Annotated in this window: 14 protein-coding genes; 8 read left to right on the forward strand and 6 right to left on the reverse strand. The window is 72.4% G+C overall.

Features of this window, described 5'->3' with window-relative positions; genetic code table 11:
- Positions 1 to 12 precede the first annotated feature (12 nt).
- Genes CP978_RS04470 through CP978_RS04480 form a run of 3 tightly spaced genes read right to left on the reverse strand, consistent with a single transcriptional unit; the run spans position 13 to position 3567 of the window.
- Positions 13 to 1020 carry an ABC transporter permease gene (locus CP978_RS04470; protein WP_043437694.1) on the reverse strand — a complete coding sequence of 336 codons (1008 nt, stop codon included), beginning with the start codon at positions 1018 to 1020 and terminating at the stop codon, positions 13 to 15.
- The gene (locus CP978_RS04475) at positions 1013 to 2053 is read right to left on the reverse strand and encodes an ABC transporter permease (RefSeq protein WP_043437696.1); all 1041 of its coding nucleotides are present in this window, start codon (positions 2051 to 2053) and stop codon (positions 1013 to 1015) included. Before CP978_RS04475 ends, CP978_RS04470 begins: the two co-directional genes overlap by 8 nt.
- Entirely contained in the window at positions 2050 to 3567 is a 1518-nt protein-coding gene (locus CP978_RS04480) for a sugar ABC transporter ATP-binding protein (RefSeq protein WP_043437697.1), read from the reverse strand. The genes CP978_RS04475 and CP978_RS04480 overlap by 4 nt, the downstream gene beginning before the upstream one ends.
- A 270-nt stretch (positions 3568 to 3837) precedes the next feature.
- Between CP978_RS04480 and rhaI the strand changes: the two genes are divergently transcribed.
- The 8 genes from rhaI (at position 3838) to CP978_RS04520 (ending at position 13795) form a co-directional block, all read left to right on the forward strand.
- The gene (gene rhaI, locus CP978_RS04485; protein ID WP_043437699.1) at positions 3838 to 4998 is read left to right on the forward strand and encodes an L-rhamnose isomerase; all 1161 of its coding nucleotides are present in this window, start codon (positions 3838 to 3840) and stop codon (positions 4996 to 4998) included.
- A 31-nt stretch (positions 4999 to 5029) separates the two neighbouring features.
- A complete protein-coding gene (locus CP978_RS04490) occupies positions 5030 to 7078 on the forward strand; it encodes a bifunctional rhamnulose-1-phosphate aldolase/short-chain dehydrogenase (RefSeq protein ID WP_043437702.1) in 2049 nt (682 codons plus the stop codon).
- Positions 7075 to 8523, forward strand: coding sequence for a rhamnulokinase (locus CP978_RS04495; RefSeq protein WP_184750516.1), 1449 nt, complete (start codon positions 7075 to 7077; stop codon positions 8521 to 8523). Before CP978_RS04490 ends, CP978_RS04495 begins: the two co-directional genes overlap by 4 nt.
- 72 nt (positions 8524 to 8595) lie before the next feature.
- Positions 8596 to 9354 (forward strand): (Fe-S)-binding protein, encoded by a 759-nt coding sequence (locus tag CP978_RS04500; protein WP_043437704.1) that lies wholly within the window; start codon positions 8596 to 8598, stop codon positions 9352 to 9354.
- 31 nt (positions 9355 to 9385) lie between these two features.
- The gene (locus CP978_RS04505) at positions 9386 to 10885 is read left to right on the forward strand and encodes a lactate utilization protein B (protein WP_043437706.1); all 1500 of its coding nucleotides are present in this window, start codon (positions 9386 to 9388) and stop codon (positions 10883 to 10885) included.
- Complete coding sequence (locus CP978_RS04510) at positions 10882 to 11526, forward strand: LutC/YkgG family protein (RefSeq protein ID WP_043437707.1); 645 nt, start codon at positions 10882 to 10884, stop codon at positions 11524 to 11526. The genes CP978_RS04505 and CP978_RS04510 overlap by 4 nt, the downstream gene beginning before the upstream one ends.
- 22 nt (positions 11527 to 11548) lie before the next feature.
- The gene (locus tag CP978_RS04515) at positions 11549 to 12703 is read left to right on the forward strand and encodes an ABC transporter ATP-binding protein (protein WP_043437708.1); all 1155 of its coding nucleotides are present in this window, start codon (positions 11549 to 11551) and stop codon (positions 12701 to 12703) included.
- Positions 12704 to 12799: 96 nt separating this feature from the next.
- Positions 12800 to 13795, forward strand: coding sequence for a hypothetical protein (locus CP978_RS04520; RefSeq protein ID WP_043437710.1), 996 nt, complete (start codon positions 12800 to 12802; stop codon positions 13793 to 13795).
- A 17-nt stretch (positions 13796 to 13812) separates the two neighbouring features.
- Here CP978_RS04520 and CP978_RS04525 read toward each other — a convergent pair whose 3' ends face one another.
- Genes CP978_RS04525 through CP978_RS04535 form a run of 3 tightly spaced genes read right to left on the reverse strand, consistent with a single transcriptional unit; the run spans position 13813 to position 16093 of the window.
- The gene (locus tag CP978_RS04525) at positions 13813 to 14748 is read right to left on the reverse strand and encodes an ABC transporter substrate-binding protein (RefSeq protein WP_043437713.1); all 936 of its coding nucleotides are present in this window, start codon (positions 14746 to 14748) and stop codon (positions 13813 to 13815) included.
- Entirely contained in the window at positions 14745 to 15416 is a 672-nt protein-coding gene (locus CP978_RS04530) for an ABC transporter permease (RefSeq protein ID WP_043437716.1), read from the reverse strand. Before CP978_RS04530 ends, CP978_RS04525 begins: the two co-directional genes overlap by 4 nt.
- A complete protein-coding gene (locus CP978_RS04535; RefSeq protein WP_043437717.1) occupies positions 15413 to 16093 on the reverse strand; it encodes an ABC transporter permease in 681 nt (226 codons plus the stop codon). Before CP978_RS04535 ends, CP978_RS04530 begins: the two co-directional genes overlap by 4 nt.
- Positions 16094 to 16270: the final 177 nt, after the last annotated feature.

Below are 16270 nucleotides of genomic sequence, written 5' to 3' on the forward strand. Positions count from 1 at the left end.
GGGGAACGTCCTTTACGAGGGGGAGGCGAGTGACGGGGCCGGCGTCGAGGCGGCCCGGCGGCCCGCCCTCGCGACGGAGATCCGGCGCGCGACCCGGGGGCCGAGCACGGAGACGACCAGCAGGACACCGGTCACGACGATCTGCGACTGTGCGGAGACGCTGAGCAGGCTCATCACATTCCCCAGCGCGCCCAGCAGGAACACCCCGGCGACGGCCCCGCCGAGGGTTCCCCGGCCGCCGTCGAAGTCGACGCCGCCGAGCAACACGGCGGCCACGACGGAGAGTTCGAGCCCGGTGGCGTTGTCGTAGCGGGCGCTGGCGTAGTGCAGGGCCCAGAAGACCCCGGTGAGCGCGGCCATGAAGCCGGTGGCGGTGAACAGCAGCAGCCGGGCCCGCTTGACCCGGATCCCCGCGAACCGCGCGGCCTCCTCCCCGGCGCCGACCGCGAACAGCGACCGGCCGAACGGGGTGGCGTGCAGCACGAGCACGGCGATGGCGAGCAGCACCAGATAGGGCACGAACGCCCGGGGGAGAAAGGTGTTCCCGATGCGTCCGGCCGCGAAGTCGAGGTACTGGGCGGGGAAGTCGGTCACCGCGTCCGCGCCGAGGACGATCTGTGCGATGCCCCGGTAGGCGGCCAGGGTGCCGATGGTGACGGCGAGGGAGGGCAGTCCGAGGCGGGTCACCAGCAGGCCGTTGACCAGCCCGCACACCACCCCGAGCAGCAGACACAGCGGAATGATCGTCTCGATCGCCATGCCCTCGTTCCACAGCCTGCCCAGCACGGCGCCCGACAGGCCCGCGGTGGAGGCCACGGAGAGGTCGATCTCACCCGCCACCACCAGCAGGGTCATGGGCAGCGCGATCATCGCGATCGGCAGGGTGTTGCCGATCAGGAACGACAGATTGAGCGCATTGCCGAAGCCGTCCACGAAGGAGAACGACAGCAGCAGAAGGACGAGCAGCAGCGCGCCGACGACGGTGTCCCAGCGGATCGCGCGGCTCAACGGGTCAGGCACGGCGGGCGTTCCTCCTCTTCAGGGCGGAGGCCACGCGCAGCCCGACCACCCGGTCGACGGCGATGGCGAGCAGCAGCAGCACTCCGTTGACGGCGAGCACCCAGACGGAACTGACCCCGAGGGCGGGCAGCACACTGTTGACGGAGGTCAGCAGGAGTGCGCCCAGGGCCGCGCCGTAGACACTGCCGGAGCCCCCGGTGAAGACCACCCCGCCGACCACGACCGCGCTGACGACGGTGAGTTCATAGCCGCTGCCGGTGCCGGAGTCGACATTGCCGAAGCGGGCCAGATAGAGCGCTCCCGCGAGCCCGGCGAGTCCACCGCAGCAGACGTACGCGGTCAGGATCCTTCTGCGTACGGGGATACCGGCCAGCCGCGCGGCCTCCGGGTGGGAGCCGAGCGCGTACAGCTCGCGTCCGCCGGCGTAGTGCTTGAGGTAGTACGCGGTCACCACCAGGACGGCCAGGGCGACGAGGGCCGGCCAGGGGATCGCCGAGATCCCGCCGGAGCCGAAGTCGACGAATCCCGCGGGGAGATCGGACGCCGTGATCTGGCGGGCGCCGACCCAGATGGAGTCGATGCCGCGGATGATGTAGAGCGTGCCGAGGGTGACGACGAGCGCGGGAACCTGGCCGAGGCTGACCAGCAGCCCGTTCAGCAGGCCGAGGCCCACGCCGAGCAGGATCGCCAGCACCACCGCCAGGAACGCGTCACCGCCGCCGTGCAGAAAGGTTCCGGCCGCGAAGGCGCTGATGCCGAGGGTGGAGCCGACCGACAGATCGACGTTCCCGGTGATCACGACCAGGGACTGGCCGGTGGCGACCAGCACCAGGATCGTCGCGTTCAGAAGCAGGTCCTTGATGCCCTGCTCGGACAGGAACGCGTTGTTGCCCAGCCAGGTGACGGCGATCATCACCAGGAAGACGGCCAGGATGGCGAGTTCACGCATCCGGACGACGCGTTCGACCAGCCGGGTGCCGCTGGACCTGGGCACGTCCGCGGCGGGGGCGGGGTGGGGCGCGGTCACCGTCATGCGGCGGCCCTCCCGGTGGCGGCGGCCAGCACCGTCTCCTCGGTGGCCTCGGAGCGCGGGATCTCGGCGGTGAGCCGGCCCTCGTGCATCACCAGGACCCGGTCGGCCATGCCGAGGATCTCGGGCAGATCGGAGGAGATCATCAGTATCGCCACACCGTCGGCGGCGAGTTCGCCGAGCAGCCGGTGCACCTCGGCCTTGGTGCCGACGTCGATGCCGCGGGTGGGCTCGTCGACGATCAGCACCTTGGGGCCGGTGGCCAGCCACTTGGCGAGGACGACCTTCTGCTGGTTGCCGCCGGACAGGGTGGACACGGCGTCGGCGATCCGGGCGTACTTGACCCGGAGCCTGACCGCCCAGTCGAGGGAGCGGCTGCGTTCGGCCCGGCGGTCCATCAGTCCGGCCCGGACGGTCGTCCGCAGCCCGGTCAGGCCGATGTTCCGCTCGATGGAATGGCCCATCACCAGCCCCTGGGCGCGCCGGTCCTCGGGCACCAGGGCGAGCCCGGCGGCCATCGCGGTGGAGGGCGCGCCGTTGGTGAGGGGCCTGCCGTCGACCCGGACCTCGCCCGCGTCCCAGCGGTCGACGCCGAACACGGCCCGCGCCACCTCCGTACGGCCGGCGCCGACGAGACCGGCGAGACCGACGATCTCCCCGCGCCGCACCTCGAAGGACACATCGGTGAAGACACCCTCGCGGGTCAGCCGCCGCACGCTCAGGGCGACCCGCCCCGGTTCGGCGTCCCGTTCCGGATAGAGCTCGTCGAGGTCCCGTCCCACCATGCGCCGTACGAGATCGTCCTCGGTGATCCGGTCCAGTGGTTCGGTGGAGATCCGGGCGCCGTCGCGCAGCGTGGTGACGCGCCGGCAGATCCGGAAGATCTCCTCCAGCCGGTGGGAGATGAACAGCACCGCGGCGCCCTGGTCGCGCAGGGTGCGGACGACGCCGAAGAGCCGGTCCACCTCGCTGCCGGTGAGTGCCGCGGTCGGCTCGTCCATGATCAGGACACGGGCGTCGAAGGAGAGCGCCTTGGCGATCTCCACTATCTGCTGGTCGGCGATGGACAGGCCGCGCGCCGGGCGCTCCGGGTCCAGTTCGACGCCGAGGCGCCGCATCAGGTCGACGGTCGCCGCGTGGGTGGCCCGGTGGTCGACCCGGCCGAGGGAGCGCCGGGGCCGGCGGCCCATGAAGATGTTCTCGGCGATCGACAGATCGGGGAAGAGGGTCGGCTCCTGGTAGATCACGGCGATACCGGCGGCGCGGGCGTCGGCCGGGCCGTGGAAGACGGTCGGCTCGCCGTCGAGCAGCAGCCGGCCGGAGTCCGGGCGGTGCACACCGGCGAGCGTCTTGATGAGGGTCGACTTGCCCGCGCCGTTCTCCCCGGCGAGGGCGTGCACCTCTCCGGGTGACAGTTCCAGGGACACATTCCTCAGGGCCCGCACCGCGCCGAAGGACTTGGAGACGTCCCTGAGCGCCAGCACCGGGGCGGGACCCGTGTCGGACGGGTGGGTCATGGGGGCTCCTCGACGACACCGGCGGGTGGTGCTCACGGTGGCGTGAAAGGTTTCAAACGGGTTGCCGGGACGGTAGGCGTGCCCGTCAGGCCGAGTCAATGGGGCCGCATCGAAAAAGTTCCGGCGGTCGGCGATCGCGCCTGAACGGGCGGGAATCCAGGGGGCTTTCGCGACTCCGGAGGGGTTGACAGCCGCCGATGAGGCTTTTAGCTTCGCGTTCTGAATCGTTTCATGAAATCCGCCGTACCACTGACCCCGCAGGAGCCCCGAGTGACCGACCTCGCCGCGGTGAAGGCCGCGCTCAGGACCCAGTCCGTCGAGACGCCGTCATGGGCGTACGGGAACTCGGGCACCCGGTTCAAGGTGTTCACCCAGGCGGGTGTCCCGCGCAGTCCGCGCGAGAAACTGGACGACGCCGCCCAGGTGCACGAGTTCACGGGTGCGGCGCCGACCGTGGCGCTGCACATACCGTGGGACCGGGTGGACGACTACGCGTCGCTGGCCGCGTACGCGCAGGAGCGCGGGCTGCGGCTGGGCACGATCAACTCCAACACCTTCCAGGACGACGACTACCGGCTCGGCAGCGTCTGCCATCCGGACCCGGCGGTGCGGCGCAAGGCGGTGGGTCATCTGCTCGAGTGCGTCGACATCATGGACGCGACCGGCTCGCGCGATCTGAAGCTGTGGTTCGCCGACGGCACCAACTACCCCGGCCAGGACGACATCCGGGCCCGCCAGGACCGGCTGGCCGAGGCCCTGAGCGAGGTCTGCGCACGGCTCGGCGACGGGCAGCGCATGCTGCTGGAGTACAAGCTCTTCGAACCGTCCTTCTACACGACCGACGTCCCGGACTGGGGGACGGCCTACGCACACTGCCTCAGGCTCGGTGAGAAGGCGCAGGTCGTCGTGGACACCGGACATCATGCGCCGGGCACCAACATCGAGTTCATCGTGGCCACCCTGCTGCGGGAGGGAAAGCTGGGCGGCTTCGACTTCAACTCCCGCTTCTACGCCGACGACGACCTCATGGCCGGTGCCGCGGACCCCTTCCAGCTCTTCCGGATCATGTTCGAGGTGGTGCGCGGCGGCGGGTTCGGCCCGGGTGTCGCGTTCATGCTCGACCAGTGCCACAACATCGAGGCCAAGATCCCGGCGATCATCCGCTCCGTGATGAATGTGCAGGAGGCGACGGCCAAGGCGCTGCTCGTCGACCGGGACGCCCTGGCCGCGGCGCAGCGGTCCGGGGACGTACTCGACGCCAACGCGGTGCTGATGGACGCCTACAACACCGATGTGCGCCCCCTCCTCGCCGAGGTCCGCGAAGAGCTCGGCCTCGATCCCGACCCGGTCGCGGCCTATCGGCGCTCCGGCTGGGCCATGAAGATCACCGAGGAGCGGACCGGCGGCCGGCAGTCCGGCTGGGGCGCCTGAGGTGGAACGATTCAGAAGGGACTCCCCAGCCATGGCACCCCTCGCACCTGACCCCGAGGTCACCGCTCTCCTGGCGCGTTCCCGTCGGCTCGGATCCGATCCCCGGAACACCAACTACGCGGGCGGCAACGCCTCCGCGAAGGGCCCCGGCACCGATCCCGTCACCGGCGGGGACGTCGAGCTGCTGTGGGTCAAGGGGTCGGGCGGCGACCTCGGCACCCTCACGGAGGCGGGGCTGGCGGTGCTGCGTCTGGACCGGCTGCGGGCCCTGAAGGAGGTCTATCCGGGCGTCGAGCGCGAGGACGAGATGGTCGCCGCGTTCGACCACTGTCTGCACGGCAGGGGCGGTGCGGCCCCCTCCATCGACACCGCCATGCACGCCCTGGTGGACGCGGCCCATGTCGACCACCTCCACCCCGACTCGGGCATCGCGCTGGCCTGTGCCGCCGACGGGGAGCGGCTGACCGCGCGGTGCTTCGGCGACACGGTGGTGTGGGTGCCCTGGCGCCGTCCCGGCTTCCAGCTCGGTCTGGACATCGCCGCCGTCAAGGAGGCCAACCCGGGGGCCGTCGGCTGTGTCCTGGGCGGTCATGGCATCACCGCGTGGGGTGACACCGCCGAGGAGTGCGAGCGCAACTCGCTGCACATCATCCGCACCGCCGAGGAGTTCCTGGCCGAGCACGGGAAACCGGAACCCTTCGGGCCGGTGATCGAGGGGTACGGGGCGCTGCCCGAGGCGGAGCGGAGGGAGCGGGCCGCCGCGCTCGCCCCGTATGTGCGGGCCCTCGCCTCCCAGGACCGGGCACAGGTCGGCCACTTCACCGACTCCGAGGCCGTCCTGGACTTCCTGGCCCGCGCCGAGCACCCACGGCTGGCCGCGCTCGGCACCTCCTGCCCCGACCACTTTCTGCGTACCAAGGTCAGACCGCTGGTCCTGGATCTGCCGCCGGCCGTCCCCCTGGACCGGGCGCTCGCCCGGCTGAAGGAACTGCACGCCGCCTACCGGGAGGAGTACGCCGCCTACTACACGCGGCACGCGCGGCCGGACTCCCCCGCGATGCGCGGCGCCGACCCGGCGATCGTGCTGGTGCCCGGGGTCGGGATGTTCTCCTTCGGCAGGGACGAGCAGACCGCCCGGGTGGCCGGCGAGTTCTATGTCAACGCGATCCGGGTGATGCGCGGGGCGGAGTCCGTGTCCAGCTATGCGCCGATCGAGGAGTCGGAGAAGTTCCGTATCGAGTACTGGGAGTTGGAGGAGGCCAAGCTGCGGCGGATGCCGAGGCCCGGGCCGCTGGCCACGCGGGTGGCGCTGGTGACGGGTGCGGGCAGCGGGATCGGGAGGGCCGTGGCGCACCGGCTGGCCGCCGAGGGCGCGTGTGTGGTGGTCGCGGACATGAACGCGGCGGGCGCGGCGGCCGTCGCCGCGGAGCTGGGCGGTCCGGACAAGGCGGTCGCCGTCACCGTGGACGTCACCTCCGAGGAGCAGATCGCCGCCGCGTTCAGGGCGGCGGTGCTGGCCTTCGGCGGGGTCGATCTGGTGGTCAACAACGCGGGCCTCTCCCTCGCCGGGCCGCTGCTGGAGACCTCGGCCGAGGACTGGGACCTCCAGCACGCCGTCATGGCCCGCGGCTCCTTCCTGGTCTCGCGCGAGGCGGCCCGGGTGATGACCGCTCAGCGCATGGGCGGCGACATCGTCTATGTGGTCTCCAAGAACTCCGTCTTCGCCGGGACCGGCAATATCGCCTACTCCGCCACCAAGGCCGACCAGGCCCATCAGGTGCGGCTGCTCGCCGCGGAGCTGGGCGAGCACGGCATCCGCGTCAACGGCGTCAACCCGGACGGTGTGGTGCGCGGTTCGGGCATCTTCGCGGGCGGCTGGGGGGCGAAGCGCGCGGCGGCCTACGGGATCGAGGAGGAGAGGCTCGGCGAGTTCTACGCCCGGCGCACCCTGCTCAAGCGCGAGGTGCTCCCCGAGCATGTCGCCAACGCGGTCTTCGCGCTCACCGGCGGGGAGCTGACGCACACCACCGGTGTGCACCTCCCGGTCGACGCCGGTGTCGCCGCCGCCTTCCTGCGATGAGCCCGGCCGTGCAGGCGTATGCCGCGGTCGACCTGGGTGCGTCCGGCGGGCGGGTGATGGTCGGCCGGGTGGGCCCCGGCACCCTGGAGCTGACCGAGGCGCACCGCTTCCCGAACCGTCCGGTGCGGCTCCCCGAGGGGCTGCGCTGGGACGTCCTCTCCCTGTACCGGGGTGTGCTGGACGGGCTGCGCGCGGCCGGCGAGGTCGCCTCGGTGGGCATCGACGGCTGGGCCGTGGACTACGGCCTGCTGGACGCGGACGGGGCGCTGCTCGGCAACCCGGTCCACTACCGGGACACCCGCACCGAGGGGATCGCGGAGCGGGTGTGGTCGACCGTCCCGGCCGAGGAGCTGTATGGAGCCACGGGGCTGCAGTACGCCCCGTTCAACACCCTGTACCAGCTGACGGCGGCCCGGGGTTCTCCCCAACTGGCCCAGGCGCGGCGGCTGTTGCTCATCCCGGACCTGATCGCCTACTGGCTCACGGGGGAGGCGGGAACCGAACTGACCAATGCCTCGACCACCCAGCTCATCGACCCCCGCACCCGCGACTGGTCGTACGGCGTCGCCGGCCGGCTGGGCATCGACCTGGGCCTGTTCGCCCCGCTGCGGCGCCCCGGTGACCCGGCGGGGCTGCTGAGGCCGCAGGTGCTGGAGGAGGCCGGGCTGTCCGGGCCCGTCCCGGTGACGACGGTCGCCTCGCACGACACGGCGTCCGCGGTGGCCGCCGTGCCCGCCGCGGGTGAGCGGTTCGCGTATGTCTGCACCGGCACCTGGTCCCTGGTCGGCCTGGAGCTGACGGCTCCGGTGCTGACCGGGGCGAGCCGCGCCGCCAACTTCACCCATGAGCTGGGCCTGGACGGCACGGTCCGCTTTCTGCGCAACATCATGGGGCTGTGGCTGCTCCAGGAGTGCCTGCGGGAATGGGGCGACCCGGATCTTCCGGCGCTGCTGGCCGCGGCGGCCGAGGTGCCGGGGCTGCGCTCGGTGGTGGACGCGGGTGACACGGCGTTCCTGGCCCCCGGCCGGATGCCGGCGCGGATCGCCGCGGCCTGCCGTTCCTCGGGGCAGCCGGTGCCCTCCTCCCCCGCCGAGTTCACCCGCTGCATCCTCGACTCCCTGGCGCTCGCCCACCACCGGGCCGTCCGCGACGCCGGGCGGCTGTCCGGTCAGCCGGTCGACGTGGTGCACATCGTGGGAGGGGGCGCCCGCAACGCCCTGCTGTGCCGGCTGACCGCCGACGCCTGCGGTCTGCCGGTGGTGGCGGGCCCCGCGGAGGCGGCGGCCCTGGGAAACGTACTCGTCCAGGCCCGGGCCCAGGGGCTGGTCGGCGACCGCGCCGAGATGCGGGCCCTGCTCGCCCGTACCCAGCCCTTGACCCGCTATGAGCCGCGGGGGGACCCGGCGCGCTGGCGGGAGGCGGAGGCCCGGCTCGCCACGCCGTGAGCCGAGGTCTGCCCGGGGCCCTCCCCGCCGATTACCCTGCACTCGTCCGATGATCGACCACAAGGAGCCACCATGCGTGTCGCTCTTTTTCTGACCTGCGTCAACGACACGCTCTTTCCGGACACCGGGCGCGCCGTGGTGAAGCTGCTGACCAGGCTGGGCGTCGACGTCGACTTCCCGATGGCGCAGACCTGTTGCGGCCAGGCCCACTACAACACCGGGTACCGGCATCAGGCCGAGCCGCTCGCCAGAAGGTTCTCCGAGGTGTTCCGGGAGTACGAGGCCGTCGTGACGCCGTCCGGGTCGTGCGGGGCGATGGTGCGGGACCTGTACCCCCGGCTGGGTGAGCGGGCACGGACGGAGGGCCGCGGGGACATTCTCGCGACCACCGTGGCGCCGGTGGTCCCGAAGACGTACGAGCTCACCGAGTTCCTGGTGGATGTGCTGGGGGTGACGGACGTGGGCGCGTACTACCCGCATCGGGTGACCTATCACCCGACCTGCCACGGGCTGCGGGTGCTGGGCCTCGGCGACCGGCCCACCCGGCTGCTGCGGGCGGTCGGGGGGCTGGAGTTGGTGGAGCTGCCGGGTGCCGAGGAGTGCTGCGGCTTCGGTGGCACCTTCGCCGTGAAGAACCCCGATGTCTCGGCGGCGATGGGCACCGACAAGGTGCGCAACGCCGAGTCGACGGGCGCCGAGGTGCTGTGCGCGGCCGACAACTCCTGTCTGATGCACATCGGCGGGACCATGAGCCGGCTGGGCGTCGGGATGCGGCCCGTCCACATCGCGGAGATCCTGGCGAGCACGGAGAAGGAGCCGCTGGTGGTATGAGTGACGTCGTCGTGGTGAAGGGACGCATCGCATGAGCGGGACGTTCGTGGGGATGCCCGCGTTCCCGGAGGCCGCGCACCGGGCGGTCGGCGACCGGACCCTGCGCGGGAATCTGCGGCACGCCACCCACACCATCCGCGCCAAGCGCGCCGGGGCGGTCGCGGAGCTGTCCGACTGGGCGGCGCTGCGGGAGGCGGGGCGGCAGATCAAGGACCATGCGCTGCGTCATCTGGAGCGCTGTCTGGTGCAGTTGGAGGACGCGGTCACGGCGGCGGGCGGGGTCGTCCACTGGGCCGCCGACGCCGAGGAGGCCAACCGGATCGTGACCGGTCTGGTCAAGGCGACCGGGGAGTCCGAGGTCGTCAAGGTCAAGTCGATGGCCACCCAGGAGATCGGCCTCAACGAGGCCCTGGAGGCCGCGGGCATCCGCGCCTATGAGACCGATCTCGCCGAGCTGATCGTGCAGTTGGGCAAGGACCGGCCCTCCCACATCCTGGTGCCCGCGATCCATCGCAACCGCGGGGAGATCCGGGACATCTTCCGCTCCGAGATGGGTGCGTGGGGCCGCCCGGCGCCCGAAGGCCTGACCGACGAGCCCGCCGAACTCGCCGAGGCATCCCGGCTCCATCTGCGGGAGAAGTTCCTGCGCGCCAAGGTCGGGATCTCCGGCGCCAACTTCATGGTCGCCGAGACCGGCACCCTGGTGGTGGTCGAGTCGGAGGGCAACGGGCGGATGTGTCTGACCTTGCCCGAGACCCTGATCTCGGTCGTCGGCATCGAGAAGATCGTGCCGACCTGGCAGGACCTGGAGGTGTTCCTGCAGACCCTCCCACGCTCCTCGACCGCCGAGCGCATGAACCCGTACACCAGCATGTGGACGGGCACCACCGACGGGGACGGCCCGGACACCTTCCATCTGGTCCTGCTGGACAACGGCCGCACCGACACCCTCGCCGACCCGGTGGGCCGCCAGGCCCTGCGCTGCATCCGCTGCTCTGCCTGTCTGAACGTCTGCCCCGTCTACGAGCGGGCCGGCGGGCACGCCTACGGCTCGGTCTACCCCGGCCCGATCGGCGCCGTCCTCACCCCTCAGCTCCGCGGCGTCCAGAGCCCGATCGACGCCTCGCTGCCGTACGCCTCCTCGCTGTGCGGGGCCTGCTACGAGGTGTGTCCGGTGGCCATCGACATTCCCGAGGTGCTGGTGCATCTGCGGGAGCGGGTGGTGCAGGGCGGACCCGTGACACGGGACGGCGCCAAGGTGATCCTGAAGCCGGCGAAGGGGCATGCCGCCGAGCGTGCGGCGATGCGGGCGGCCCGCTGGGTCCTCGGCCACCCGGGCGCGCTGCGCACCGGCCAGCGGCTGGCGTCCCGGGCGCGCCGCTACCGTCCCCGGACGCTCCCCGGGCCCGGCCGGGCGTGGACCGCGAGCCGGGATCTGCCCGCGCTGCCCACGGAACCCTTCCGCGACTGGTGGCAGCGCACCCATGGCGAAGACCACCGCCCGGCCGGAACCGAAGGGAACGCGGGATGAGCAGCAGGGACCTGATCCTGGGCCGGGTGCGGCGCGCGCTCGCGGACGTACGGGACGACACCCCGTACGAGCAGGCCGTGGGCCGGGACTATCTGCTGCGGCACGGCCGGCTCTCCGCCGGGGAGACGGTGGATCTGCTCGCCCGGAACCTGGCGGACTACCGGGCGATCGTGCACCGTACGGACGTCCGGGAGCTGCCCGGCACCATCGGCCGGCTGCTCGGCGCGCACGGGTCCCGGAACGTACTGGTGCCCCCGGGACTCCCGCCGCAGTGGATGCCGGCCTCCGGCCCCGCCCGTGTCCAGGACCGGGCCGAGAGCACCCCCTACGACCTGGACGAGGTCGACAGCGTGGTCACCGGCTGTGCGGTCGCGATCGCCGAGACCGGCACCCTGGTGCTGGACGGCTCGCCGGACCAGGGCCGCCGCCGTGTCACGCTCGTCCCCGACCATCACATCTGCGTGGTGCGGGTCCCCGGGCAGGTGGTGTCCTCGGTGCCCGAGGCCCTCTCCCGGCTCGTCCCGGCACGCCCCCTGACCTGGATCTCCGGACCGTCCGCGACCAGCGACATCGAACTGGACCGGGTCGAGGGGGTGCACGGTCCCCGCACCCTGGAGGTGGTGCTGGTGAGCGAGGAGTGACGGACGCCGTTAGCGTGGGGTGATGATCCGGTTCGAGGAGGTCGGCAAGCGGTATCCGGACGGCACCACGGCCGTGGAGAACCTCTCCTTCGAGGTCGCGGAGGGCGAACTCGTCGCCCTCGTCGGACCGTCCGGCTGCGGCAAGACCACCACCGTCATGATGGTCAACCGGCTGATCGACCCCACCTCGGGGCGGATCCTGGTGGGCGGCCGGGACATCGCCGGCGTCGACCCGGTACGGCTGCGGCGCCGGATCGGCTATGTGATCCAGCAGGTGGGCCTGTTCCCGCACCGGACCGTCCTGGACAACACCGCGACCGTGCCGTACCTGACCGGCTGGAAGAAGGCGAGGGCACGGGCGCGGGCCGCCGAGCTGCTCGCCCTGGTGGGCCTGGACCCGAAGACCTACGGGCCGCGCTACCCCGACCAGTTGTCGGGCGGCCAGCGGCAACGCGTCGGGGTGGCACGGGCGCTGGCCGCGGATCCGCCGGTGCTGCTGATGGACGAGCCGTTCGGGGCCGTCGACCCGGTGGTGCGGGAACAGTTGCAGGAGGAGTTCCTGCGGATGCGGGAGTCGGTGCGCAAGACGGTGCTCCTCGTCACCCATGACATCGAGGAGGCGGTACGCCTCGGCGACCGGATCGCGGTCTACGGCCAGGGGCACATCGAACAGTTCGACACGCCCGGGGCGGTGCTGGGCAGGCCCGCCACGCCGTATGTCGCCGAGTTCGTGGGCGCGGACCGCGGGCTGAAGCGGCTCTCGGTGACCCGGATCGAGCCGAGCGACCTCGAACAGCCGCCCGTCGCCCGGCTGGACGAACCCGCCGCGCGCGTGGTGGCCCGGCTGCACGCTCAGGGGGCACGCTGGGCCGTGGTCCTCGACGCCGGGGGCGATCTGCACGGCTGGACCGGCGTCGGCGAACTCGACGCGGGCGGACCGGTCGGCGACCACGTCCACCGGATGAACTCCTGGGTCCCGGTGGGCGCCCCGCTCAAGCAGGCCTTCGGGGTGATGCTCCAGCACGACGCGGGCTGGGTGGCGGTCCTGGACGGGGCCCGCTTCCTGGGCGTCCTCACCCCCGCCAAGCTCCATGAGGCGCTGCGCCGCTCGGTGGACGCGGACGCACGGGGCGTCCCTCGGAGCCTGGTGCCCTTCGACTCGGTGGCGGACGCGTGACCGGTACGCGCACGTCGTGCACACCCCCGCACCGGCCGCCGTTCTTCAGGCCGGCCGAGGGTGCGGGGTCTTGTCGGTCGGCGGACACTGGACGGCATGGTCGGTGCGTCCGGTTCCGGGAGTCGGCCGGTCGAGCGGCGTGTCGTGCTGCTGGGCGGGGCCGGTGCGCTGCTGGCCGCGGCCGGCTGCACCGGCGGGGCGCCCGGGCGGGGGACGGCGCCCGTCACGCCGACCACGGCCCCGGCCACCCGTGGTTCCCTCCCCCGTGCCACGCCCTGGCGGCCCCTGTCCGGGGAGATCCACCCCGAGGTCAAGCTGCGGGCCGCCCGGCTGGTCGAGGCCCTCGGCACCTGGCCGAGCGGGAAGAGCGGCAGGGCCGCGGCGAAGGCCCGGGTGACGGCCCTTCGGCTGCCCGCGGGTCTGGTGGACCGGGCGGGGCCGCTGCTGCCGTCCGCCGACGCGGCCGTGTTCCAGGTGGTGTACGCCCAGTACGGCGGGATCCTCAGTGACGCGGCGAGCGTGCTGGTGGTGGGCCGGCAGTGGACCCGGCACGGCGACCGGGTGACGGCCGACGGTACGACGGTCGATGTACGGCTGGCGCGGACCGGGGCCGGATGGAACGTCACCGACCTGCGCCCGGCCCGTCCCGGCGCCGCGGTGGTGTCGCTCTCGGCGCCCGTGCGCAAGGCGCTCGCCGACGGCACCCGGATCGCCCTGCCGCCCGCGGCGGAGGCCGATCTGCGCAGTGGCCTGGTCCACGACAGCGTGGCCGACGCGATGCTGCGGCTGGCGCGGACGTACCGGCTGGAGGTGAGCGTGGTCCGCTCGGGGCACCCGCTGCATGTGTTCGGCACGGACCGGCCCAGCGACCATCCGCGGGGCCGGGCGTTCGACGTCTGGCGGATCGACGGCCGGGCCGTGGTCGACCCCTCGACGCCCCGGGCCCTGATCGAACGCCTCATGCGGGACGCGGCGGCCGCAGGGTCCTACAACGTCGGCGGACCCGTCCGGCTGTCCGGCGGTGCGACGCCCGACCAGTTCTTCAGCGACAACACCCACCACGACCATGTGCACCTGGGCTTCCGCCGCTGAGCCGGCCGATTGCCGCGTCACTTCAGCAGTCCCCGGTCCTCGAGATAGCTGCGGGCCACGTCCTCGGGAAGGCGGCGCCAGCCGTCCACCTGGCGGTTCAGCGAGGTCAGGTCCTCGGTGGTGAGGACGGGGCCGAGGGCGCCGAGCGCCCGCGCGACACGTGCGCCGCCGGCCCGGGAGCGGTTGACGACCGGGACGACGTAGTCGGCGTTCTGGAGATGTCTGTCGTCGGCGAGCAGGACCAGGCCGAACTCGTCGAGGGTGGCGTCCGTGGTCGTGGTCAGCACCATCTGGTCCCGCCCGTCCCGGACGGCCCGCTTGGCCTGGACGGTGCCGACGCCCTTCGGGTCGACGCCGGTGATGTCGATGCCGTAGGTCTTCTTCAGACCCGGTGCGCAGTACGGCCGTCGGACGCACTCGTCACCGGCCGCGAGCCGCACCTTCAGTCCCGACCTTCCCAGGTCGCTCAGCGTCCTGAGGCCATGACGGCGGGCGTAGGCGCGGGTCACCGCGAAGGCGTTCCGGGCGACCGCGCGGCCCGGTTCGAGCACGGTCAGCCCGCGGGGCGCGGCCAGTCTCCGCAAGGCCGTCATGGTGACGGCGAGGTCCGGTGAGCCGACGGGCGCCGCCTCGGCACCGTGAGCCCTGGAGTTGAGCCAGTCCGCGAAGGTGGCCGCGTACTCCGGGACGACGTCGATCTGCCCCGACTCCAGGGCCGGCTCGTAGAGTTCGCGGTTGGCGACGGTGAGGACGGACGTCGTATAGCCGGCCTTGTCCAGCAGCAGCGCATAGAGGTGGGCGAGTACATCGCTCTCGGTGAAGCCGGCCGAGCCGACGGTCAGACGGCTGCTGTCGCCGGGCGGCGCGGTGACCCGGCCCCGGGTCTCCAGGGAGGGGCCCGACATACAGCCGGCGACCAGGAACAGACCGACGATCGCCGCGCACCGCCTCATCGTGAGCTCCCGGTCCGGCTCGGCGCCAGCCGTTCGACGGCCTCGAAGACCCCCTCGACGAGCAGGGCGAACCCGGCCACCAGCACGGCCCCGGCGACGACCTGAGGGGTGCTGGCCAGATTGAAGCCCGCGGTGATGATCCTGCCGAGTCCGCCCCCGCCCGCCAGTGCGGCGAGCGTGGCGGTCGCGACGAGCTGTACGGCGGCGATCCGCACCCCGTTGAGAACCAGGGGGAGCGCCAGCGGCAGCTCCACCCGGAACAGCATCTGGCGGCCCGTCATCCCCATCCCCCGTGCCGCCCGGACCACACTGCGGTCGACCTCGCGCATGCCGACATACGCGTTGGTGAGCAGCGGAGGCACCGCGAACAGCACGAGGGCGACGACGGTCGGCCCCTCCCCCCAGGTGCCGATCGGGGTGAGCAGCAGAAGCACCAGCACCGCGAAGGTGGGGACGGCGCGGCCGACGTTGGAGATGTTGACGGCCAGCGCGCCGCCCCTGCCCAGATGGCCGAGGACCAGGGCGACCGGCAGTGCGATCACACAGCTGACGACCAGGCAGACGACGGTCAGGACGAGATGCTGCAGCAGCCGGTACCCGATGCCGTCGGTGCCCTGCCAGTGGGCGGGGTCGGCGAGCCAGTGCCAGGCGGCGCCGAGGACCGTCATCCCTGTCTCGCCCCGGCCCAGGGGGTGAGCAGCCGCTGCACCCCGAGCAGCAGCAGATCGGCCGCCACCGCGATCAGCACACACAGCACGGACGCGGTCAGCACCTGGGCCTTGAACCAGGTGTTCATGCCCGCGTAGATCAGGTTCCCCAGCCCGCCGAAGCCGACGATCGCCCCGACCGTGACCAGGGAGACCGCCGAGACGGTGGCGATCCGCAGCCCGGCCATGGCGGCGGGCAGGGCGAGCGGCAGCTCGACGGTGAGCAGCAGCCGGACCGGGCCGTAGCCCATGCCACGGGCGGCCTGCCGGGTCTCCTCGGGGACCCCGCGCAGCCCGGCGAGGATGTTCCGCACCAGCAGGGTGAGCGAGTAGAGCACCAGACCGGCGACGACCAGCGCCCCCGACAGCCCGTACAGGGGAAGCAGCAGCGAGAACATGGCCAGGGACGGGATCGTGTAGAGGATCGTGGTGACGGCCAGCACGGGCCCCGCGGCCAGGCCCCAGCGGCGCGCCAGCAAGGCCAGCGGCAGGGCGACGGCCAGGCCGATCAGCACGGAGACGGCGGTCAGCTGCAGATGCTGGAGCACCGCGTCGAGAAGGAGATGCCGGCGGGTGCGCAGATACTCGCCGCAGATCCATTCGTTGCGGGCGAGGCAGTCGTCCGGGGGCGCGGTCACGCGTCCATTGCACCGGGAGGGCGAGCGGGCACGCGCGTTCTGCTCACCCGTCCGGGCGTCCTGCCGGGTCTCCGGGCGCGTCGTCGTCCGGCCTCGCGGTGCTCCCCCGGGCCCCTGGCCACCGCATTCCCGGCTCGCACACATCTGGCCGAATGGCGACGATGGGAAGGAAACCGA

The sequence above is a fragment of the Streptomyces nodosus genome (assembly GCF_008704995.1).
Lineage (GTDB): Bacteria > Actinomycetota > Actinomycetes > Streptomycetales > Streptomycetaceae > Streptomyces > Streptomyces nodosus.